The organism is Mesorhizobium sp. M0772 (assembly GCF_040320135.1).
GTDB lineage: Bacteria > Pseudomonadota > Alphaproteobacteria > Rhizobiales > Rhizobiaceae > Mesorhizobium.
In genome coordinates, this window is the sequence record NZ_JAMYPB010000013.1 from 92,493 (window position 1) to 113,630 (window position 21,138).

Sequence of the window (21,138 nt, forward strand, 5' to 3'; positions counted from 1 at the left end):
CCGTCAGATGTCTCCGGCGTGGAACATCGGCCCGCCCTTGTGGGCCGGGAAGCCATAGCCGTTGATCATCACCAGATCGATGTCGGAGGCACGCGCCGCGATGCCTTCGGCAAGCAAGGCCTTGCCCTCTTCGGCCATTGCCGCCAGCAAGCGCGTGACGATCTCATCGGGCGAAAAGCGGCGCGGCACGATGTCCTTGGCCGCTCGCACGGCCTCGATCAGCGCCGTTACTTGCGGGTCGCTCCTGCGTTCGCCGTCCGAATAATCGTACCAGCCGCGCCCGGTCTTGCGGCCGAAGCGGCCGGCCTCGCACAGCCGGTCGGCGATTTCGACATAACGTGCTTGCGGATCGCGCATCGCCGCCTGTCGCTTGCGCCGCGCCCAGGCTATCTCCAGCCCAGCCATATCGTTGACCGCGAAGATCCCCATCGGGAAGCCCCAGGCCTCCAGCGCGGCATCCACCTCATCGGGTGCTGCGCCATCCTCCACCATGAACTCCGCCTCGCGGCGGTAGGCGGAATAGATGCGGTTGCCGATGAAACCCTCGGTAACGCCGCACACGACAGGCAGCTTGCCGAGCTTCCTGACGAAGGCGATCGCCGAGGCGAGCACATCGGGCGCCGTCGCCGCGCAATCCACCACTTCGGTTAGCCGCATGACGTTGGCCGGGGAGAAAAAATGCAGGCCGACGATCCGTTCGGGCCGGGCGGTTGCCGAGGCGATCTCGTCGGGGTTGAGGTAGCTGGTGTTGGTCGCAAGGATGGCGTCCGGGCGGACGATACGTTCGAGCTTCCGGAAGAGTTCGGTTTTTACCGCGAGATCGTCGAACACTGCCTCGATGACCAGATCGGCCTGCACCAGCCTGTCGGCTTCGCTGGCCGCTTCAAACCGGCTCAGCGCCTCCCTGCGCGCATGATCGGTGAGACGGCCGGATTGGACTGACTTGTCGAGAAGGCCGGCGATACGCGCGTATCCTTTTGCCGCGGCGTCGTCGGTCTGCTCGACGCCGATTACGCCATAGCCGGCATTCAAGGCCGAGACCGCGATGCCTGCACCCATCAGGCCGGTTCCGACGATACCGACGGTCTCGACCTTGCGAGGCGTGACACCCTCCAGCCTGTCGACTTTGCTGGCTTGCCTCTCGGCAAAGAAGACGTGGCGCAACGCTGCCGCTTCGCGAGAATCCCGGAGGCGCAGGAAGGTCGCGCGTTCGTCCGCAAGACCGTCCTCAAGTTTGGCCGTGGACGCAGCCTGGACCAATCTCACGGCTTCTGCAGGCGCGATCTGTCCACGGCTGCGGGAAAGCACCTTTCTTGCGGCTGCCGCTTCGGCTTCGGGTTGCGAGCGTGGGACGGAAAGCGCACCCGTGCGCCGCAAGGGTTGGCCAACGAGACGGCGGACGACATCGAGCGCGCCTTCGGGAAGATCGTCGGCAATGGTATCGATCAGACCGAGAGCGAGCGCTTCGTCGGCATTTGCGGGCCGACCCGTGCCGATCAGGTCAATTGCGGCGACCGTGCCGATGAGGCGGGGCAGGCGTTGGGTTCCGCTGGCCCCAGGCACTAACCCGAGCTTGACCTCGGGCAGGCCGAAGCTGGCCGCCTTGCTGGCCACCCGGTAGTGGCAGGCCAGCGCAATCTCGCAGCCGCCGCCGAGCGCCGCGCCGCCTACTGCCGCCACGATCGGTTTGGCGAAGCTCTCGATCGCTTCGATCACGTCAGGCAGTGTGGGCTCGATAGCGGGCTTGCCGAATTCCTTGATATCGGCGCCACCGATGAAGGTGCGCCCAATGGCGGTCAGCACCACGGCAGACACTTCATCCGACGCCGCACGCCCAAGCGCATCCATCAATCCGGCCCTGACATGGAAGGACAGCGCGTTGATCGGCGGATTTTCGATCGTGACGACGAGAACGCCATCGACGATCTTGCCTGTGACACTCTCGGAAAATCGTGCTGTGTTCATGGAGTTTTATCCCGGAACGACGGCAAATCTTCCTCCTCCTTCTGCTCTCCGCCAAATGCCGGTGTCCCGGCTCGGACGGATGAAGCGCCATGGATCGTCAAAATAATTTCAAGCTTAAAATAATTAGAATTCGAAAAACTTCAAGCCTACCGGAGTCGACTGCAAAAGGCGTCGCTACCACGACGGTGATCGGTCAGACTTGACGGTTGCACTGCGGTGCCGGGTCAAGGCGAGTTTGTGGAAACCTTCGGCAGCAGGGCTTTGAAATAGTCGATCGTCTGTTGCAGCCCGGCTTCCAAAGTCACCGTCGGCTCCCAGCCGACAAGCCTTTTGGCAAGGGTGATATCGGGCTGGCGGTGCCGCGGATCGTCTTGCGGAAGATCGCGGTAAATTATATCCGAACCTGATCCGGTCATCTGCGTCGTCAGTTCGGCCAAGCGCCGGATCGTTACTTCCCTTGGATTGCCGATGTTTACTGGACCGGTCACCTCCGGCCCCGTATCCATGAGGCGCAGCATGCCGCTCACCAGGTCGTCGACGTAGCAAAACGACCTTGTCTGTGAGCCGTCGCCGAAAATGGTTATCGGTTCACCACGAAGCGCCTGCACGATGAAATTTGAGACAACCCTGCCGTCTGCCGGGTGCATGCGCGGCCCGAACGTATTGAAAATCCGCGCGACCTTGACCCACAAGCCATGTTGTCGGTGATAGTCGAAGAACAGCGTTTCGGCGCAGCGTTTGCCTTCATCGTAGCATGAGCGCGGCCCGATCGGGTTTACATTGCCCCAGTAACTCTCGGGCTGCGGATGCACAGACGCGTCACCATAGACCTCGCTGGTGGAGGCCTGAAAGACTTTGCATTTCAGCCGCTTTGCCAGTCCAAGAACATTGATGGCGCCGTGCACGGCGGTCTTGATCGTCTGAACCGGGTCATACTGGTAGTGAACAGGCGAGGCCGGACACGCCAGGTTGTAAATCTCATCGATTTCGACGTAGAGCGGAAAGGTCACGTCATGGCGCATGAATTCAAAGCGGGGATGCTTGGCCAAATGGTCGATATTGCGCTTTGATCCGGTGAAAAGGTTGTCGACACACAAGATTTCGTCGCCTCGTTCCAACAGGCGGTCAATAAGATGCGAGCCGATAAACCCTGCGCCCCCGGTAACGAGAATGCGTCTGCGGCTGTCATAGAGTCTGGCCAATTTCTGCTCCCAGGCAAATGCTGATCGACCACATATCGGTCGCCACACGCAGGATACGACGTGTCCGCAACCAATGCACAAGGACCAAACTGAAATTTCGCAGATCCGCTCGGTGCCGATGCGAATTCCGATCCCGGCATTTTGATCAGAAGGCACGATTGAGGCCGATAGTGGCCTATGGATTGGCAGCAGAGAATATCGGCCCTGTCGTCAGGGCCGCCGCTGCGTAGATGGCCGGCAGAACCTGACGGTTCACCCCAATCCGCAGCAGAGAGTGGCTCGAAACCCGATCCTGCTGGATTTTATCCACAACATCGATGGCATCGGCGGATGGCAACATGAAAAAACGGTGACGCCTATTTGCGTGAGACATTCCTCTTCGCGATAGAGCATCGTTGAATTGGCCAACAGCCTGCCATACAAGCACGTCGGCTCAACAGGTGGCTCGAGGAACCCCACGGATGTCCGAACGCATTGCAGTTATCGGCCTGGGTTATGTCGGCCTGCCGGTAGCCATTGCCTTTGGGAAGGTTTTCCCCGGCACCATAGCTTTTGACATCAGCGAGCGTCGGATCGGGGAATTGCGTGGCGGCGTCGATCGTACGGGGGAAGTTGACGCAACGGCGCTCAAGGAGACCTCGATAGGGCTGACCACCGACCGGGAGATGTTGAAAGGCGCTACTTTCTTCATCGTTGCCGTGCCAACCCCTATCGACGCAAATCGCGCTCCCGATCTAGCTTCTTTGAAACTGGCGTCCGAACTCGTCGGCGAGGCGGTGAGCAAAGGCGCCGTCGTCGTTTTTGAGTCGACAGTCTATCCAGGTGTGACCGAAGATTTCTGTGGGCCGATCATCGAGCAGGTTTCCGGCCTGCGACATCCCCGCGACTTTGCCCTCGGCTATTCGCCCGAACGCGCCAACCCCGGCGATCGAGAACACTCGCTGCAAAAGATCGTCAAAGTCGTCTCCGGCGAGAATAACGAGACGCTGGAGCGCGTCGCGAACGTTTATGGCCGTATCATCGATGCCGGCGTCTACCGCGCCCCGTCGATCAAGGTGGCCGAGGCAGCGAAGGTTATCGAGAACACCCAGCGCGATCTGAACATCGCGCTGATGAACGAACTGGCAATGATCTTCGAGCGGCTCGATATCCGGACGCAGGATGTTCTTGATGCTGCGTCGACGAAATGGAACTTCCTTCCCTTCAAACCGGGGTTCGTCGGCGGCCACTGCATCAGCGTCGATCCATATTATTTGACCGCCAAGGCCGAGGCCGAAGGTTACCATCCGCAGATCATCCTCGCCGGACGTCGCATCAATGACGGCATGGGGGCCTTCGTCGCCCAGCAGGTTGTCAAACGGCTGATTGGTTCTGACACGCCCGTCAAAGGGGCTTCTGTCGGCATTCTCGGGCTGACATTCAAGGAGGACGTGCCGGATTTGCGCAACAGCCGCGTTTTCGACATGGTCAAGGAACTAAGGCAGTTCGGAATTGTCCCCAAAGTCCATGATCCCCTTGCCGATGTCGAAACCGCTCGGCGTGATCACGGCGAAACAATCCTGCCGCTCGATGAGATAAACGATTTGCAGGCGCTTGTTCTGGCGGTGCCTCACAGGCAATATCTCACCAACGAAAGAGCGCGTCTTTTTCAAATGATCAGGCCGGGGGGGACACTGTTCGATGTCAAGTCGGCCATCAAGCCCAATGAAGTTCCCGACAACATAAAATACTGGAGCTTGTAAAGCTCGCCTGAAATTAACGCTAGGATATGCAGTGACATCAAGCAGGCCGATACTGATCACCGGCGCAGCCGGGTTCATAGGGTTTCATCTTTGTCTGAGGCTGCTTGCCGAAGGACGCCAGGTTATCGGCCTCGACTCCATGAACGAGTATTATGACGTCAGCCTGAAGCAGGCTCGTCTCGAGCGGCTGAAAGCGTTTTCGAATTTTTGTTTCGAGCATGCCGATCTCACGGAGCGGGACCGTATTTCGGAGCTCTTCCTCTCGGCCGCGCCGGAGGTTGTCGTCAATCTCGCGGCGCAAGCCGGCGTACGTTATTCGATCAGCAATCCGCACGCCTATGTGGAAAGCAACCTCAGCGGCTTTGTCAACATCCTGGAAGGATGCCGGCAGGCCTCCGTCGGCCATCTGGTCTATGCATCGTCGAGTTCGATTTATGGCGGCAGCACCCGCATGCCGTTTTCCGTGCACGATCCGGCGGACCATCCGCTCAGCCTTTACGCCGCAAGCAAGAAGGCGAACGAGCTGATGGCGCACACATACAGCCATCTGTTTCGACTGCCGGCCACCGGGCTGCGTTTTTTCACCGTCTATGGTCCGTGGGGGCGGCCGGACATGGCGCTGTTCATCTTCGCCAAGGCTATCCTCGCCGGCGAGCCGATCGAGGTCTTCAACTATGGCAACATGCAGCGGGATTTCACCTATATCGACGACATTGTCGAAGGTATTATCCGCGTCATGCAGCAACCCGCGACACCCAATCCTGAGTGGAAAAGTGTCGCGCCAGACCCAGCGACCAGCAACGCCCCGTTCAGGATTCACAACATCGGCGGCAATTCGCCCGTTCAACTGAACCGATTGATCGAGGTGCTCGAAGACGCGCTGGGACGCAAGGCAAACCGCAACCTCAGGCCACTTCAGCCAGGCGACGTTCCGGCAACTTTCGCCAATGTCAGCTCGCTCGAGGAGGCGACCGGCTTCAAGCCCAAAATCCCGATCGAAATAGGGGTTCCGCGCTTTGTCGAATGGTACCGGGAGTTCTACCGATCATGATCGGACGCTTCGCCACCTGGAGGCGGCTGGCTCCTGACCAGCCATCGCTGGCGCATGCCGCTCGGAAAACTCAATAAGCCGCAGCCGAACTGGGTGTCGCCTGAAGGCGGTGAATATCTTTCCGGGGCGGCGCACCGAACAGGCGACGATATTCTCGGCTGAACTGCGAAGGGCTGTCATAGCCCACCGCGAACCCGGCCGTGCCTGCGTTTGCGCCGCCGGCAAGCATAATCCTTCGCGCCTCCTGCAGGCGCAGCTGCTTCTGGTATTCGAGCGGGGTCATGCGCGTAATCGCCTTGAAATGGGCATGAAGGGACGACGCGCTCATGCCTGATGCCGCCGCAATGTCTTCGATGCGCAGTTGTGCCTGGAAATGATTGCGGATCGTGGCGATGGCGCGGCTGACCTGGCTCAGGTGGCTGTCCACCGACGCCATCTGGCGAAGCGTGTCACCGTGCGGTCCGGTGAGGAGCCGGTAAAGGATTTCGCGTTCGATCAGCGGCGCCAGCACGGTGATGCTCTCGGGGCGATCGAGCAGCCTGACAAGCCGACAGGCGGCATCGATCAGGTCGGGGTCACTTGGATAGGCAGCTAACACCGGCAGATCCCTGCTGGGGGATGCACGTCCTTCTTTCACAAGCAGCTCGGCCAGCGCGGTGGAATCAAAATCTATCTTGCAACAGAGGTAGGGCGCCGCCGGGCTTGCCTCCAACACATGCCCGACCAGCGGCAGGTCGACCGAGACGAGCAGGTAGCTCGATGCGTCATAGACCACGCTCTGGTCGGCCAGCGAGACGCGCTTCGATCCTTGGGCGATTATGCAAAGCGACGCCTCGTAGACCGCAGGCACGGGTGCACTGGGCTGGTTGGCGCGAATGAGCGACAGCCGCGGCACCGCAGTGCCGGCCACGCCAGATTTCGGCGCAAAGCGGGTGATTAGCTCGGCGAGTTCATTGATTTTCTCCATGCCGCATAAATCTTCCTGGCGCGAAATGTTGCAAGGCATTTCGAGTTCATTTGGAGGATCGTGCAAACTCTTTGGACGATCACGCTACCGCCCTTTACCGGTTCGCCGCCATCTATCTCCCCGTCACCGCAGCGAAAAAGGAAACGATCATGAAGGGACTTAAAGACAAGGTTGTACTCATCACCGGCGCCTCCAGCGGCATCGGCGAAGCGACGGTTCGGGAACTTGCCGGTGCCGGCGCCAGACTGTTCATCGGAGCCCGCCGCACCGAGCGGCTCAAGGCGCTGGCCGCAGAAATAGGCAAAGGCGTGGCGTGGCGCGAACTCGACGTGACTGACGCGGCGAATTTCGACGCCTTTGCCGATGCCGCTCATGCCGAATTCGGGCAGATCGATGTGCTGGTCAACAATGCCGGCGTCATGCCGCTGTCGCCGCTTGCCGCGCTGAAGCGCGATGAGTGGTCTCGCATGATCAATGTCAACATCGGCGGCGTGCTGAACGGGATCGCCGCGGTGCTGCCGCGCTTCGTCGCCCAGAAGAATGGGCATATCGTCAATGTCGCCTCGGTCGGTGCGCATATCGTGCTGCCCACCGCGGCGGTCTATTGCGGCACGAAATATGCCGTCTGGGCAATCACCGAGGGGCTGCGGCAGGAGCATGACGACATCCGCGCCACGATCATCTCCCCCGGAGTGACCGCAACCGAACTGGGCGACGATATCAGCGATCCTCAGGTCGCCACGGCTCTGAAAGAATGGCGGCAGAAGTCGCTCACACCGGACGCCATTGCACGGGCGATCCGTTTTGCGCTTGATCAACCCGATGGCGTCGACGTCAACGAAGTGATCGTGCGGCCAACCGCTGCCAATATGTAGAACTTGCTGCCGGATGCCGGCTTTCGGCGAGCTAGGGCGCTCTCCGAGATCCGGCAAACGGCCCACCCCTTAATGCACCCGCCCTCAGCCTCTGGCGCAACTCCCGCGGGCCACATCGTACCGGCTCTCGAACGCGCGCGAAAAATGCGCACTCGAATTGAACCCGCAAGCAAAGGCGATTTCCGAGATCGTGGGCGACACTCGGGCGGGCGACAACAATTCTTCCTTGCTGCGCTCCAGCCGCCTGTCCCAGACGAAGCGTTCCGGTCTCGCGGCAAGGCCGGTGCGCCGCTGGGAACTTACCCCGCTAATCATCTCCCCTGCGACGGTAGAGATGTCAGGCTTCGCCGGCCAGGCGCGCTGAAATCAGCCGCGCCGCCTTGATCACCGCTTCGCCCTGGCTGGCCGCCATGCTGTCATCGGCGCGTGACACAGGCGAGGCCACCGCCAGAGTGCCTAAAGGACGGCCATCGGAGCCGAGGATTGCCGCGGCTATGCTGTGGACGCCTTCTTCATAGCCTTGGGAGCTCGAGGAATAGCCGCGCTTGGCGGCAAGCCGGATCGCCTTCATCAGCCTGTCGGGCTGCGTCACCGTGTGTGGCGTGAAGGTCGGCAACGGCTTGTCGACATAGGCCTCGGCCGCTTCCTGAGGCGAAGCGGCGAGAAAGGCGATGCCGGAGGCGGTGCCGTGCAAGGGCAGCACCTGGCCGACATCGACATTGACCCGGTTGGCCTTTGCCGAGAGTTCGACGTGGACGGTCAGCAGTGCGCCGGCGCTGAATTCCGACAGATGCACCGTTTCGCCTGTTTCCAGCGCCAGCTCGCGAACCACAGGTGCTGCCACGCGCACGAAGGGAAAATGCGCGTCGCGAAAGCGGGCCAGCCGCGACAGGCCGGCGCCGAGCCGGTAGCGGCGGCTTGCCGGCTCTTGTTCGATCAGGCGGTGGTCGGCCAGCGCCATCAGCAGGCGCCGCGCCGTCGCCTTGTCGAGGCCGGTTTTGCGGGCGAGCTCGGACAGGCCGATCTCCGGTTCGCCGAGCGTGAACTGTTCCAACAGCGATATCGCTTTGCCGACTGTGCTCATCGTGCATCCTCAAGATACTTCGCATGGGACGGAAGCCAATCCACCTTGCAGTCCGCTCATAGCACATAAAATGGTGGTTCAAATAACGAACCCGTTTGGAAGCGACAAAAAACACCAGCAAGTTTCGCGGCGACATCAATCGATGCGCCGCGCCGTGCGCGGGGTGATGCTGCGCGGCAACACCTATCAACAGGTGGATCAACTCGGCGGCGCTGCGCCTAGCCGGCGTGTCGGCCCAAACGCCTGATCCTGGCCGGCGCGGAAGCTTCAACTCTGCCCGAGCTGCGCGCGGCGCCAGGCGGCGGGCGCCTGGCCAACCCGCTCCCGGAAGAAGCGTGAGAAATAGGCCGGATCTTCGAAGCCGATTTCGTAGGCGATGTCCTCGACGGTGCGCACGGTGAACAGCAGCAAGCGCTTGGCCTCCAGCAACCGTCGCTCGCCCATGAGCCGCTTGACGCCGCTGCCAAGCACCGTATGGGCGGCCTTGTCGAGAAGATGCGCTGTCGTGGCCAGCGCCTCGACGTAGCGGTCGACGGGCCAGTTGTCGCGGAAATGCGCATCGACCAGACGGCGCAAGCCGCGCGCCAATGCAGCATCGGAAGAGCCAGTGGCATCCATTACCTCGGGACCAAGACGCGCGATGTGGGAGAGCGCGACGGCAATCAGCGCCGGCAGGGTCTTGTCACTCCCGGCCTGCGCCTCGGCATATTCGGTGGCGATCATCTCCAGCACCGCCGCAAGCCTTTTCCACGCGACGTGCTGAGAAAGGCTATCGGCAAAGACCGGCCGGTCCAATGGCAGCAGGCTGTGAGCGGCTATTGCCGCAAGCGCATCATCGGCGACCGAAACGACGATGGCGTCGGTGCCGGGCCCGATCGAGAAGCCATGCACGATGGTGCTCGGCACGAAGCTGACGGCCGGTGCCGAAAAGTCCCAGGATTGGTCTTCGATGCGGTAGGTGCCGGAGCCGCTGGTCCAGTAGGTGATCTGGCCCATTTGCGGATGTTTGTGCGCGGCAACCTGGCCGAGATGAATGTTGCTGCGCGCAAGCACCGTCTCGACATGCAGGAAGCCGACATCGAGCGGCCGCACCGGCTCGCCATAGACAAAGAAATCAGGGATGGAATTGAGGCTCATGGCGCCGGAAAAAGTCCAATCGGTTTTGCCGTTACGGCCTAACCGATCCTTGCCAGGAGCGCTAGAGTTGATGCCATAAGTGGAGGAACATCATGCGATCGGAAGACTTTCGTGCCGACAATGGGCGCCCGTTCACCGGGGCCGAGTATATGGGGAGCCTGCGCGACGGCCGCGAGGTCTACATCAACGGCGAGCGCATTGCCGATGTCACCACCCATCCGGCGATGCGCAATTCGGCGCGGTCGCTGGCGCGCCTCTATGATGCGCTGCACGATCCAAAGCGGCAGGGCACGCTGACCTCGCCTACCGATACCGGTTCGGGCGGCTACACCCACAAATATTTCCGCGTTGCCAAATCCTCCGGCGAACTCGCGGCCCAGCAGACCGCGATCGCCGAGTGGTCACGCATGTCCTATGGCTGGATGGGCCGCACGCCCGATTACAAGGCGGCACTGATGAACACGCTCGGCGCCAATGCCGACTGGTACGGCCCGTTCAAGGACAATGCGCTCGCCTGGCACAAGCGTGCGCAGGAAGCCGTGCTGTTCATGAACCACGCCATCGTCAACCCGCCGATCGACCGCCACAAGCCGGCCGAACAGGTGAAGGATGTCTTCGTCCACATCACCAAGGAGACCGACGCCGGCATCTATGTCTCCGGCGCCAAGGTGGTGGCGACGTCCTCGGCGCTGACCCACTACAATTTCCTGGCGCAGAGTTCGGCGACGGTCACCGAAGATCCGTCGCTGTCGGTCATGTTCATCGTGCCGATGAATGCGCCGGGGGTAAAGATGTTCTGCCGCGTCTCCTATGAGCAAACGGCCAACACGGCGGCGGCTCCGTTCGACTATCCGTTGTCGTCGCGCTTCGACGAGAACGATGCCATTCTGGTGCTCGACAATGTCTTCATCCCCTGGGAGGACGTGCTGGTGCTGCGCGACGCGCAGAAAATCCTGTCCTTCCATCCGGCTTCGGGCTTCATGCATGGCTATTGCTTCCAGGGCTGCACACGCTTTGCCGTCAAGCTCGACTTCCTCGCCGGCCTGCTGGCAAAGGCGCTGCGCGCCACCGGCGGCGATGCCTTCCGCGGCAACCAGGCGGCGCTGGGCGAGGTGATCGCGCTCAGGCACATGTTCTGGAGTTTCTCCAACGCCATGGCTTATAATCCGATCCCCTGGGCGAATGGCGCTGTCCTGCCCAACCTGGAAGCAGCCCTTGCCTACCGGACTTTCATGTCGGAAGCCTATCCGCGCGTCATCGACACGGTGCGCCGGGTGATCGCTTCTGGGTTGATCTACCTGCCGTCATCAGTGCGCGACTTCAACAATCCCGAGATCGACAAATACCTCGCGCAATATGTGCGCGGTTCCAACGACATGGGCCATGTCGAGCGCATCAAGATCATGAAACTGTTGTGGGACGCGACCGGCACCGAGTTCGGCGGCCGCCACGCGCTCTACGAACTCAACTATGCCGGTGCGCCGGAAGAGGTGCGGCTGCAGGTGCTGAAGGGCGCCGAACGCGGCGGCCGGCTGAAGGCCATGGAAGAACTGGTCGATACCTGCATGGCCGACTATGACGAGAATGGCTGGACGGGAGATACCTGGCTCAATCCGCTCGCTTCATCGGCTGGGTGATGTCAGATGGCCACGCAGATTTCGAAGGCCGATTTCCGCGACGCCATGGCAAGGGTCTGCGCGCCGGTCAACATCGTCACGACAGATGGCCCGGCCGGGCGCGGCGGCTTCACCGCCACCGCCATGTGCAGTGTGTCGGACGAACCTCCGACACTGCTGGTGTGCATGAACGGACGCTCGGCGCAGGCGGCCATGTTCCTCGCCAACCGGCGCTTCTGCGTCAACGTGCTGACGCATGACCATATGCACCTGGCCGGCAAGTTCGCCGGCGCGACCAGGGACATGGAGGCACGCTATTCGGCGGCGCGCTGGCAAACGCTGACCTCGGGGACGCCGGCGCTGTCCGATGCGATCGTCAATTTCGATTGCGAGATCGAGGATGTGCACATCGTCGGCACGCATAATGTCATGATCGGCCGCGTTATCGACGTCAGGCACGGCAGCGGCGGCTCGGCCTTGCTCTATGTCGACCGCAATTACACGCAGCCGACGCGGCTTGGCAGCTTTGGCGGCTGAGCCGCAGCAATCAGCTCTCGCCGGCGATCAGGCTCTCCAGCAGATCGAGCAATTGCTCGAGCCTCTCATGTCCGAAGCGCTGTTCGATGTCGCGGTAGATGACGAGGCGTTCCGGCGACAAGGCATCGATCAGGGCGGAACCCGCCGGGGCGATCGTCAGCACGACACGGCGGCCATCGCCTTCCGCCTTGTTGCGGGTGATGAATTTTCGGCCCTCGAGCGTCTTGATGATGCGTGTCAGGCTGGGCGGCAGCACCGAAGCGCGATCGGCAAGTTCCGTCGCCTCGACAGGGCCGGCCTCGCTCAGAACGCGCAGCACACGCCATTGCTGTTCGGTCACGTCATGCGCCGCCAGCATAGGGCGAAACCGCGCCATCACCACTTCGCGGGCATGGAGCAGCGCCATCGGCAGAGAACGACGGGTGTTTTCAGGCAGCAAGAAGCAGCGTCCCCAATGATGCGGGCGGTCGGCGGGACCGCACGCCAAAACCTGACCTTTCCATCCCGTATCGTCGCCTCAACTTGGATGCAAGGCTTGACTTCAGTGATGCTGCATGTAATTAACGCGTTAACTACAACAGTGGAACAATCCGGGGAACGAGACGCGGTGCCTCACTTTTCCATCGAGTATTCGGCCAACCTCGATGCCAAGGTCGACATGAGCGAATTGTGCGCGCTGGTGTTGCGCACCGTGCTCGGCACCGGGCTGTTTGAAACCGGCGCGGTGCGGGTGCGGGCCTTCCGCGCGGAGGCCTATGCGATCGCCGACAGCTTACCGGAAAACGCCTTTCTCGACATGTCGTTTCGCATTGGAACCGGGCGCAGCGTCCAGGACAAGAAACGAACCGGGGAGGCGGTCTTCGCCGCGGTGAGCGAATACCTTGGCCCCCTGTTCGAGACCCCGCATTTCGCTCTTTCCCTGGAGATCAGGGAAATCGATCCGGTCCTGAGCTGGAAGAAAAATGCAATCCACGCGCGACTGCGCGGCAAGTGACGGAAGCTGATATGTCCAACCTCGAAGGCAATCTGAAAAAGGCCGAGGCCTATCTGGCCCGTTTCAAGCGCGACGGCGTGCTGAACCAGATCGGCGGCGAAGCGGTGCCGGCGGTGGATGGCTCGACCTTCGAGAGCATGTCGCCGGTCGATCTCAAGCCGCTGGCCAAGGTCGCGCGTGGCAGTGCCGCCGATATCGACCGCGCCGCCAAGGCGGCAAAGGCGGCGTTCCCGGCCTGGGCCGCCATGCCGGGCGACGGGCGCAAGAAGCTGCTGCACAAGATAGCCGATGCGATCGAAGCGCGCGCCGAGGAGATCGCCTTCGTCGAGTGCATGGACACCGGCCAGGCGCTGAAATTCATGGCCAAGGCCGCGCTGCGCGGCGCCGAGAATTTCCGCTTCTTCGCCGACCGCGCGCCGGAAGCGCGCCACGGCGAGACGCTGCGCACGACAGGCCAGGTCAACATCACCACGCGCGTGCCGATCGGCCCGGTCGGCATCATCACGCCGTGGAACACGCCGTTCATGCTGTCGACATGGAAGATCGCGCCGGCGCTGGCGGCAGGCTGCACCGTCGTTCACAAGCCGGCCGAATTTTCGCCGCTGACCGCTCGCCTGCTGGTCGAGATCGCGGAGGAGGCCGGCCTGCCGAAAGGCGTGTGGAACCTGGTCAACGGCCTCGGCGAGCACGCCGGCAAGGCGCTGACCGAGCACCCTGACATCAAGGCGATCGGTTTTGTCGGTGAGAGCCGCACCGGCTCGATGATCATGAAACAAGGCGCCGATACGCTGAAGCGCGTGCATTTCGAACTGGGCGGGAAGAACCCGGTGATCGTCTTCGCCGACGCCGATCTCGAACGTGCGGCGGATGCGGCCGTGTTCATGATCTACTCGCTCAACGGCGAACGCTGCACCTCATCGTCGCGGCTTCTGGTCGAAGCCTCGGTCTACGACACATTCACGGATCTGGTTGCGGAGAAGGCAAAGCGCATCAAGGTTGGCCATCCGCTCGATCCCAAAACGGTGGTTGGTCCGCTGATCCATCCGGTGCACGAGGAAAAGGTGCTTTCCTATATCGAGATCGGCAAATCGGAAGGCGCGGTGGTAGCCGCCGGCGGCGGCAAGTTCGCCGGTCCGGGCGGTGGCTGCTATGTCAGCCCGACGCTGTTTACCGGCGCCACCAACAGGATGCGCATTGCCCAGGAAGAGATTTTCGGGCCGGTGCTGACCGCCATTTCCTTCAAGGACGAGGCCGAAGCGCTGGCGCTGGCCAACGACACCCAATACGGCCTGACCGGCTATCTCTGGACGTCGGATGTTACCCGCGCCTTCCGCTTCACCGATGCGCTGGACGCCGGCATGGTCTGGGTCAATTCGGAGAATGTGCGGCATTTGCCGACGCCGTTCGGCGGCGTCAAGAATTCCGGCATCGGCCGCGACGGCGGCGACCATTCCTTCGATTTCTACATGGAGACGAAGAACATCGCCTTCGCCACTTCAGCGCACACGATCCAGAAGCTCGGCGGCTGACCGGAGGACATCGCATGCCACTGCCCAAACCAAACCTCTATCCCGCCTTCAACATCGTGCGCCTCAGCCATGTCGAACTGGCGGTCACCGACCTTGCGAAATCCCGCGCCTTCTATGTCGACACGCTTGGCCTGCAGGTTACCGACGAGACATCGGACGCCATCTATCTAAGGGCCCTGGAAGAGCGCGGACACCACTGCATCGTGCTGAAGAAGGCCGGCAGCGCCGAAGCCCGCGATCTCGGCTTCAAGGTTTTTTCGGATGAGGATCTCGACAAGGCCGAGCATTTCTTCAAGGCAAAAGGCCTGCCGGTCGAGTGGGTCGAGCGACCGTACCAGTCGCGCACCTTCCGCACCCGCGACCCGCACGGCATTCCGCTCGAGTTCTTTGCCCAAATGGAAAGGCTGCCGCCGATTCATCAGAAATATGCGCTCTACAAGGGCGTGAAGCCGCTGCGCATCGACCACTTCAACTGCTTCTCGCCCAATGTCGACGAGTCCGTCGCCTTCTACAACGAGCTTGGCTTCCGCGTCACCGAATACACCGAGGATGCCAGTAGCGGAAAGCTGTGGGCGGCCTGGACGCACCGCAAGGGCGGCGTCCACGACATCGCCTTCACCAACGGTGTGGGTCCGCGCCTGCATCACGTCGCCTTCTGGGTGCCGACACCGCTCAACATCATCGACCTGCTCGACCTGATGGCCACGACCGGTTACCTCGCAAACATCGAGCGCGGCCCAGGCCGGCACGGCATTTCCAACGCCTTCTTCCTCTATGTTCGCGATCCTGACAATCACCGCATCGAGATCTACTGCTCGGACTACCAGACGGTCGATCCGGATCTGGAGCCGATCAAATGGGACCTCAAGGACCCGCAGCGCCAGACGCTATGGGGCGCGCCGGCGCCGAAAAGCTGGTTCGAGGAGGGCAGCACCTTTGCCGGCGCGGCCGCACGCCAACCGGATTTGGCGGCGTCGCCGATCATCGCACCGTGACCACAGACGCGAACCTGACGGAGACCGGGATGACTGCACATGGGCGGCTCGCCACCTTCACCGTCGGCGGCAAGACGCGCTATGGCGTGGTCACAGATAAGGGCGTCGTCGACCTGTCGGCGCGGCACAGCCAGTGGCCGACGCTGCGCGAAGTGATCGAGGCCGGCGTGCTACGGCGGCTGGCGGAAGAGGCCGAAGCCTACGCCGTCGATTTTCCAGTCGGCGCCATCGCTTATGAAATCCCTGTGCCGTCGCCGGAAAAGATCATCTGCGTCGGCGTCAACTACCCGGACCGCAACGAAGAGTACAAGGACGGCCAGGCCGCGCCTTCCAACCCGTCGCTGTTCATCCGCTTCCCCCGCTCCTTCGTCGGCCACGACGCGCCGCTGGTGCGGCCGCCGGAATCGCCGCAGCTGGACTATGAGGGCGAGATCGTCATCGTCATCGGCAAGGGTGGACGACGCATCGCCGAGAGGGATGCGCTTGACCATATCGCGGCACTATCCCTGTGCAACGAAGGCACCATTCGCGATTGGGTACGGCACGCCAAGTTCAACGTCACGCAGGGCAAGAATTTCGACCGCACCGGCTCGCTCGGTCCGTGGCTGGTGCCGTTCACCGACGAGGCGCAGATTGCCGACATCGCGCTGACCACCCGCGTCAATGGCGAATTGCGCCAGCAGGACCGCACCAGCCGGATGATCTTCTCGTTCCGCAAGATCATCGCCTATGTCTCCACCTTCACCACGCTGGTGCCAGGCGATATCATCGTCACCGGTACGCCGACCGGCGCCGGCGCCCGCTTCGACCCGCCGATCTGGCTGAAGCCGGGCGACGTGATCGAAGTCGAAGCCGACGGCATCGGCGTGCTCCGCAACGGCGTCGTCGACGAGGCAGCATCGTGACCCCCGAGCAAGTTGAAGATGCCGCGGCAAGGCTGTTCGAAGCCGAGCGTTCGCGCCGCCAGATCCGTCTGCTCAGCCTCGATTTTCCCGACGCGACGATGGAGGATGCCTATCGCGTCCAGGCAGCGCTGGTGAAACGCAAGACCGATGCCGGGCTGACCCCGAAGGGCTGGAAGATCGGCCTGACATCGAAGGCGATGCAATATGCGCTCGCCATCGACACGCCGGATTCGGGCGTGCTGTTCGACGACATGTTCTTCAACGACGGCGCGACGATACCCGTCGGCCGCTTCATCCAGCCGCGCGTCGAGGCCGAGATAACCTTCGTCATGAAGGCGCCGCTGAGGGGCCCAGGCGTGACCATCTTCGACGTGCTCAACGCCACCGATTATATCACGCCGGCGCTCGAAATCCTCGACACGCGCATCGAACGCGTCAATGCCGAGACAAAGAAGGCGCGCACTTTCTTCGATACGATTTCCGACAACGCCGCCAATGCCGGCATTGTCATCGGCGGCCGGCCGCAACGACCCGATGAAGCCGATATGCGCTGGATCGGCGCCATCGTCTCGCGCAATGCGGAGGTCGAGGAGACCGGGCTTGGCGCCGGCGTGCTCAACCATCCCGCGATGGGCATTGCCTGGCTGGCGGACAGGCTCGCCCGCTACGGCATGTCCATCGCGGCCGGCGAGGTGGTGCTGTCCGGATCGTTCGTGCGCCCGGTCGAGGCGCGGCCCGGCGATACCATCGTCGCCGACTTCGGCAGCTCGGGAACGGTCAGCATCCATTTCGCCAAGAGCTGATGGCTCTCATCGGCTCGTCAGTTGGGCTGTTCGCCGCGCAAGTAGTCAATCACCACATCGGCTGCGATGGTCGACATCCGCAAGCCGACATCCCTGGTGATGTCGCCTTCGACGCGGCTTTGCACCCAGCCAAGAAACGCGAAGGCACGCAAGGCGGCGAATAGAGGCAATGCGGCGATGTCCTGCGGGGTCAGCGCACGCTCTTGCTGGTAGCCGTCAAGCAAAGCGGTCTCGATCAGCGGGTAGATCGCCTCCTCGCGGTTCTGGTAGAGGGCGACGGCAAGGTCGTACATGTGCCAGCCATGGCCGCAATCATCGAAATCGATGATGCGCACCGCGCTGTCATGGATGAGCACATTTTCGCGCACCAGATCGGCGTGGATGATGCCGAAATTGCGCGCGCTGCGCTCATGTTGCGACAGCGCCTTCACTGCCTTGTCGCGCGCCTGCAAGACCAGCGCGCGGCGAGGACCATCGAGAAAGGGCGAGGTCTCGAACCGGCCCCAGACCGGGTTCGGACCGAAGAAGCCGTCGAAGTCCCAGGCATGGCGGGCGAAGCCCGCGGGCGGCGTCCAGTTGGCTGTGACATTGTGCATATGGGCGATGGTCCGCCCGATCGCCGTGAAGATCTGGACCGACTGGTCGGCCGTGTAGGCCAGTGGCACGCCGCGTGCGCCCACGGCGCGCCCCTCCAGCCAACTCAGGCAATCGGCCTGCCGGGGCTGCGCCGAGGTGGCCGTGCTGACAAGTACGAACGGATCGCCGGCCTGTGTTGCGACGCAAGACGGCGTGGCGACGCCGGCGGATTGCAGGAAGCCCATCCATTGCAGTTCCGAACGCAGCGCGGCGTCCGTGTGGTAGCCGAGCCGGTGGATGCGCATGGCTGCCGGCTGGCCATCCGGCAGCCGCACGCGGAAGACGGCGTTCTCGCGGTGCTTCAGAAGTTCCGGCTCAGAGTTGCGGACGCCCCAATGTTCGAGCGCACGCCTGGCGAGCTCCGTGACATCGGCTGCCGTTTCGGGCTGGGATTGGGTGGAAACAGAATTCACGCCGGCACTCCGCCGACTTGGCCCAGCACCTCGTCCAGCAGGCCGATCAGGAACTCGGCATTGTCGCGCGAGAACGGCATGGGCGGGCGGATCTTGAGCACATTGCCGTGGATGCCGGTCTTGCCCATCAGCACGCCGCGATGGCGCATGCGATTGGCGACCTGCTCGGCAATGTCGGGCGCCGGTTCGCGCGTGTCGCGGTCGTGGACCAGCTCGGCGCCGAAGAACAGTCCGGCCCCCCTGACCTCGCCGATGCACTCATGCCGATCGGCCAGCGGGCGCAGCAGGCCAAGCGCATAGGCGCCGACGTCTTGCGCGTTGGCGACAAGGTTTTCCTGTTCGATGACGTCGAGGACGGCATTGGCGACCGCGCAGGAGACCGGGTTGCCGCCAAAGGTGTTGAAGTAGCGGAAAGCGTCGCGGAAGGTCGCCAGTATCTCCTTGGTGGTGACCACGGCCGCGATCGGATGGCCATTGCCCATCGGCTTGCCCATGGTGACGATGTCGGGGACGAAGCCGGCGCGCTGATGGCCCCAGAAATGGCTGCCGGTGCGCCCGAAGCCGGGCTGCACTTCGTCGGCGATAACCAGACCACCGGCTTCGCGCACGGCCGCCAAGGCGTCGTCGAAAAATCCGGAGGGCAGAGCCGGGAAACCTTCATTGGCGAGCAGCGGACACAAGATGATGCCAGACAGGCCAATGCCGTCCTGTGCCAGCGAAGCGATCGCTTGACGCACGGCGTCGCCGAAGGCCTTGCCATTGGCCATCGCATCGGGATGGCGATAGCTGTCGGGGGCCGGCACCAGCCTGACATGGGGGGCGCGGCCGCGGATCGGAGGCATGCGCGTGCTGAGCTGCGAAACCGCCGCCGTGTTGCCATGATAGGTGGCGTCGGTGGCGATGATGCCCATATTGCCGGAGGCGGCCTGCGCCATGCGCAGCGCTATGTCGTTGGCCTCGCTGCCGGTACAGGTCAGGATTGCGGTGGCGAGGCTTGCATCGAAGGTCGCCGTCAGCCGCTCGACATAGTCGAGAATTGCGGTGTGCAGATAGCGTGTGTGGGTGTTGAGCAGGCTTGCCTGACGGCACAAGGCCTCGACCACATGCGGGTGGCAATGGCCGACATGGGCGACGTTGTTGTAGGCATCGAGATACTTGCGGCCGTCGGCATCGTAGAGCCAGACGCCTTCGCCGCGCACCAGGTGCACGGGCTCGTCGTAGAACAATTGCGATTTCGCGCCGAGCAGGCGGGCACGCCGCTTGACGAGCGCTTCCTCGCTCGGGTTCTTCTCAGATTGGGTCATTGCGTACCAAACTCCATTGCGTCAGCGGGTCCATCAGGCCCTCGACAGACCTGCATCGATGGCCTCGCCGATCTTTGCCACGTCGGCGGCGCCGATGATCAGCGGCGGCGACAGGATGATGTTGTTGCCGGACACGCGCAGCATGACGCCGGCGTCATAAGTGGCTTCCGAAACCACGGCCATGGTCTTCTTGTCCACCGGCTTTTTCGTCGTGCGATCGGAGACCAGCTCTAGCGCAGCCATCAGGCCCTTGTACCTGATGTCGCCGACGATCGCGTGCTTGGCTTTTAGCCCCTCCAGCGTCGCCGCCAGCTCGATGCCGCGCGCGGCTGCGTTCTCGTCCAGGCGAAGCCGTTTGGTCTCGGCAAGTGCAGCCAGCCCTGCCGCGCAGCCGACAGGATGGCCGGAATAGGTATAGCCATGACCGATCGCCCCGAAGCTGGTCTTGTCGGCCTCGAAGACGTCGGCGACCTTGGCGCCGATCAAGGTGGCGCCGAGCGGGAAATAGCCCGAGGTGATCGCCTTGGCGATGGTCATGAAATCCGGCTTCACGCCGGATAGCCGCGAACCCGACCAGGCGCCGGTGCGACCGAAGCCCGTGACCACCTCGTCGGCGATCAGCAGGATTTCGTGGCGGTCGCATATCTCGCGCACCAGCGGCATGAAGCTGTCATGCGGAACGATGACGCCGCCGGCGCCGAGAACCGGCTCCATGATGAAGGCGGCAATGGTGTCGCCGCCCTGGAAGGCGATCTCATCCTCCAGCGCTTTGGCGCACAGTTTGGCCAGCCGCGCCGGATCGGTCTCATCGAACGGATTGCGGAAGGTCCAGGGTGCGGGAGTGTGGAAGACGCCGGGCATAAGCGGCTCATAGTTGCGGCGGAAATTGGCGTTGCCGTTGACTGACGCGCCACCGAAATGGGTGCCGTGATAGCCCTTCTTCAGCGCGAGGAATTTTGTCCGGTCGCCCTGGCCGCGGATCTTCCAGTATTGGCGGGCGAGCCGCAGTGCGGTTTCGACCGAATCCGAGCCGCCCGAGGTGAAGAAGGTCCGCACCATGCCTTCCGGTTCGAACCATTCGCTGAGTTCGTAAGCGAGCTCGATCGACGGGCCGGTCGACGTGCCGCGAAACCCGGAATAGTAGGGCAGGGCGCTGAGCTGGTCGGCGATGGCCTTCTTGATCGGGTCGCAGGAGTAGCCGAGATTGACGTTCCACAGTCCGCCAACCGCATCGAGCACGGTGTTGCCGTCGATGTCGGTGACCATCACGCCTTCGCCTTTCATGATCACCTTTGGCGGGTTGGCCCGCATCTCGGCCGGGTGTGCCATCGGATGCCAGATCGGCTTGGCGTTTTTCTCGGTGAGGAAATTGATGTCGCGCAT

The 21,138-nt window shown here is 62.5% G+C and carries 20 protein-coding genes; 10 read left to right on the forward strand and 10 right to left on the reverse strand.

Features of this window, described 5'->3' with window-relative positions; all coding sequences use genetic code 11:
- Positions 1–3: 3 nt before the first annotated feature.
- Positions 4–1,965 (reverse strand): 3-hydroxyacyl-CoA dehydrogenase NAD-binding domain-containing protein, encoded by a 1,962-nt coding sequence (locus NKI06_RS11975; RefSeq protein ID WP_352985398.1) that lies wholly within the window; start codon positions 1,963–1,965, stop codon positions 4–6.
- Positions 1,966–2,189: 224 nt separating this feature from the next.
- The gene (locus NKI06_RS11980; protein WP_352985400.1) at positions 2,190–3,167 is read right to left on the reverse strand and encodes a UDP-glucuronic acid decarboxylase family protein; all 978 of its coding nucleotides are present in this window, start codon (positions 3,165–3,167) and stop codon (positions 2,190–2,192) included.
- 461 nt (positions 3,168–3,628) lie between these two features.
- Here NKI06_RS11980 and NKI06_RS11985 point away from each other — a divergent pair, with 461 nt between their 5' ends.
- Both NKI06_RS11985 and NKI06_RS11990 read left to right on the forward strand, forming a co-directional pair.
- Positions 3,629–4,909, forward strand: a complete 1,281-nt coding sequence (locus NKI06_RS11985; protein WP_023686926.1) for a nucleotide sugar dehydrogenase — start codon at positions 3,629–3,631, stop codon at positions 4,907–4,909.
- A 31-nt stretch (positions 4,910–4,940) separates the two neighbouring features.
- Positions 4,941–5,960 (forward strand): NAD-dependent epimerase, encoded by a 1,020-nt coding sequence (locus NKI06_RS11990; protein WP_352985402.1) that lies wholly within the window; start codon positions 4,941–4,943, stop codon positions 5,958–5,960.
- Between the two features lie 70 nt (positions 5,961–6,030).
- Here the strand turns inward: NKI06_RS11990 and NKI06_RS11995 are convergent, their stop codons facing one another.
- Positions 6,031–6,927, reverse strand: coding sequence for an AraC family transcriptional regulator N-terminal domain-containing protein (locus NKI06_RS11995; protein ID WP_352985404.1), 897 nt, complete (start codon positions 6,925–6,927; stop codon positions 6,031–6,033).
- 149 nt (positions 6,928–7,076) lie between these two features.
- Between NKI06_RS11995 and NKI06_RS12000 the strand changes: the two genes are divergently transcribed.
- On the forward strand, positions 7,077–7,802 hold the full coding sequence (locus NKI06_RS12000; protein ID WP_023692277.1) for an SDR family oxidoreductase: 726 nt from the start codon (positions 7,077–7,079) through the stop codon (positions 7,800–7,802).
- 84 nt (positions 7,803–7,886) lie between these two features.
- Here the strand turns inward: NKI06_RS12000 and NKI06_RS12005 are convergent, their stop codons facing one another.
- The 3 genes from NKI06_RS12005 to NKI06_RS12015 all read right to left on the reverse strand — a co-directional run bounded on the left by NKI06_RS12005 (position 7,887) and on the right by NKI06_RS12015 (position 10,023).
- Complete coding sequence (locus NKI06_RS12005; RefSeq protein WP_023692276.1) at positions 7,887–8,117, reverse strand: helix-turn-helix domain-containing protein; 231 nt, start codon at positions 8,115–8,117, stop codon at positions 7,887–7,889.
- A 22-nt stretch (positions 8,118–8,139) separates the two neighbouring features.
- Complete coding sequence (locus NKI06_RS12010) at positions 8,140–8,886, reverse strand: IclR family transcriptional regulator (RefSeq protein ID WP_023748001.1); 747 nt, start codon at positions 8,884–8,886, stop codon at positions 8,140–8,142.
- A gap of 267 nt (positions 8,887–9,153) precedes the next feature.
- A complete protein-coding gene (locus NKI06_RS12015) occupies positions 9,154–10,023 on the reverse strand; it encodes a helix-turn-helix domain-containing protein (protein ID WP_352985407.1) in 870 nt (289 codons plus the stop codon).
- A 92-nt stretch (positions 10,024–10,115) separates the two neighbouring features.
- Between NKI06_RS12015 and NKI06_RS12020 the strand changes: the two genes are divergently transcribed.
- Together NKI06_RS12020 and NKI06_RS12025 are read left to right on the forward strand one after the other, a co-directional pair.
- Positions 10,116–11,660 (forward strand): 4-hydroxyphenylacetate 3-hydroxylase N-terminal domain-containing protein, encoded by a 1,545-nt coding sequence (locus NKI06_RS12020; RefSeq protein ID WP_352460186.1) that lies wholly within the window; start codon positions 10,116–10,118, stop codon positions 11,658–11,660.
- Between the two features lie 6 nt (positions 11,661–11,666).
- Entirely contained in the window at positions 11,667–12,176 is a 510-nt protein-coding gene (locus NKI06_RS12025; protein WP_023682716.1) for a flavin reductase, read from the forward strand.
- A gap of 10 nt (positions 12,177–12,186) precedes the next feature.
- Here NKI06_RS12025 and hpaR read toward each other — a convergent pair whose 3' ends face one another.
- Positions 12,187–12,582: a homoprotocatechuate degradation operon regulator HpaR gene (gene hpaR, locus NKI06_RS12030; protein ID WP_023704722.1), complete on the reverse strand. Its 396-nt coding sequence runs from the start codon at positions 12,580–12,582 to the stop codon at positions 12,187–12,189.
- 201 nt (positions 12,583–12,783) lie between these two features.
- On the opposite strand from hpaR, the gene NKI06_RS12035 reads away from it, so the two are divergent.
- The 5 genes from NKI06_RS12035 to hpaH are packed head-to-tail and all read left to right on the forward strand — an operon-like array spanning position 12,784 to position 17,402.
- Positions 12,784–13,170: a 5-carboxymethyl-2-hydroxymuconate Delta-isomerase gene (locus NKI06_RS12035; RefSeq protein ID WP_352985440.1), complete on the forward strand. Its 387-nt coding sequence runs from the start codon at positions 12,784–12,786 to the stop codon at positions 13,168–13,170.
- Between the two features lie 11 nt (positions 13,171–13,181).
- Positions 13,182–14,699 (forward strand): 5-carboxymethyl-2-hydroxymuconate semialdehyde dehydrogenase, encoded by a 1,518-nt coding sequence (gene hpaE, locus NKI06_RS12040; protein ID WP_352985409.1) that lies wholly within the window; start codon positions 13,182–13,184, stop codon positions 14,697–14,699.
- Positions 14,700–14,713: 14 nt separating this feature from the next.
- Complete coding sequence (gene hpaD / locus NKI06_RS12045; RefSeq protein WP_352985411.1) at positions 14,714–15,694, forward strand: 3,4-dihydroxyphenylacetate 2,3-dioxygenase; 981 nt, start codon at positions 14,714–14,716, stop codon at positions 15,692–15,694.
- Positions 15,695–15,723: 29 nt separating this feature from the next.
- Positions 15,724–16,599: a fumarylacetoacetate hydrolase family protein gene (locus NKI06_RS12050; RefSeq protein ID WP_023735687.1), complete on the forward strand. Its 876-nt coding sequence runs from the start codon at positions 15,724–15,726 to the stop codon at positions 16,597–16,599.
- The gene (gene hpaH, locus NKI06_RS12055) at positions 16,593–17,402 is read left to right on the forward strand and encodes a 2-oxo-hept-4-ene-1,7-dioate hydratase (RefSeq protein WP_352985442.1); all 810 of its coding nucleotides are present in this window, start codon (positions 16,593–16,595) and stop codon (positions 17,400–17,402) included. Before NKI06_RS12050 ends, hpaH begins: the two co-directional genes overlap by 7 nt.
- Before the next feature lie 17 nt (positions 17,403–17,419).
- On the opposite strand, the gene NKI06_RS12060 is transcribed toward hpaH, so the two are convergent.
- Genes NKI06_RS12060 through NKI06_RS12070 form a run of 3 tightly spaced genes read right to left on the reverse strand, consistent with a single transcriptional unit; the run spans position 17,420 to position 21,138 of the window.
- Positions 17,420–18,451, reverse strand: a complete 1,032-nt coding sequence (locus NKI06_RS12060; RefSeq protein WP_352985414.1) for a phosphotransferase enzyme family protein — start codon at positions 18,449–18,451, stop codon at positions 17,420–17,422.
- Entirely contained in the window at positions 18,448–19,755 is a 1,308-nt protein-coding gene (locus NKI06_RS12065; RefSeq protein ID WP_352985416.1) for an aminotransferase class III-fold pyridoxal phosphate-dependent enzyme, read from the reverse strand. Before NKI06_RS12065 ends, NKI06_RS12060 begins: the two co-directional genes overlap by 4 nt.
- A 33-nt stretch (positions 19,756–19,788) precedes the next feature.
- A complete protein-coding gene (locus tag NKI06_RS12070; protein ID WP_352985418.1) occupies positions 19,789–21,138 on the reverse strand; it encodes an aminotransferase class III-fold pyridoxal phosphate-dependent enzyme in 1,350 nt (449 codons plus the stop codon).

Bases quoted from the DNA above. Each gene is read 5' to 3' on its own strand.
- NKI06_RS11975 (WP_352985398.1), bottom strand. From the start codon at position 1,965: ATGAACACAGCACGATTTTCCGAGAGTGTCACAGGCAAGATCGTCGAT.
- NKI06_RS11985 (WP_023686926.1), top strand. From the start codon at position 3,629: ATGTCCGAACGCATTGCAGTTATCGGCCTGGGTTATGTCGGCCTGCCG.
- NKI06_RS11995 (WP_352985404.1), bottom strand. From the start codon at position 6,927: ATGGAGAAAATCAATGAACTCGCCGAGCTAATCACCCGCTTTGCGCCG.
- NKI06_RS12000 (WP_023692277.1), top strand. From the start codon at position 7,077: ATGAAGGGACTTAAAGACAAGGTTGTACTCATCACCGGCGCCTCCAGC.
- NKI06_RS12005 (WP_023692276.1), bottom strand. From the start codon at position 8,117: ATGATTAGCGGGGTAAGTTCCCAGCGGCGCACCGGCCTTGCCGCGAGA.
- NKI06_RS12010 (WP_023748001.1), bottom strand. From the start codon at position 8,886: ATGAGCACAGTCGGCAAAGCGATATCGCTGTTGGAACAGTTCACGCTC.
- NKI06_RS12015 (WP_352985407.1), bottom strand. From the start codon at position 10,023: ATGAGCCTCAATTCCATCCCTGATTTCTTTGTCTATGGCGAGCCGGTG.
- NKI06_RS12020 (WP_352460186.1), top strand. From the start codon at position 10,116: ATGCGATCGGAAGACTTTCGTGCCGACAATGGGCGCCCGTTCACCGGG.
- NKI06_RS12025 (WP_023682716.1), top strand. From the start codon at position 11,667: ATGGCCACGCAGATTTCGAAGGCCGATTTCCGCGACGCCATGGCAAGG.
- hpaR (WP_023704722.1), bottom strand. From the start codon at position 12,582: ATGGCGCTGCTCCATGCCCGCGAAGTGGTGATGGCGCGGTTTCGCCCT.
- hpaE (WP_352985409.1), top strand. From the start codon at position 13,182: ATGTCCAACCTCGAAGGCAATCTGAAAAAGGCCGAGGCCTATCTGGCC.
- hpaD (WP_352985411.1), top strand. From the start codon at position 14,714: ATGCCACTGCCCAAACCAAACCTCTATCCCGCCTTCAACATCGTGCGC.
- NKI06_RS12050 (WP_023735687.1), top strand. From the start codon at position 15,724: ATGACTGCACATGGGCGGCTCGCCACCTTCACCGTCGGCGGCAAGACG.
- NKI06_RS12065 (WP_352985416.1), bottom strand. From the start codon at position 19,755: ATGACCCAATCTGAGAAGAACCCGAGCGAGGAAGCGCTCGTCAAGCGG.
- NKI06_RS12070 (WP_352985418.1), bottom strand. From the start codon at position 21,138: ATGCGCGACATCAATTTCCTCACCGAGAAAAACGCCAAGCCGATCTGG.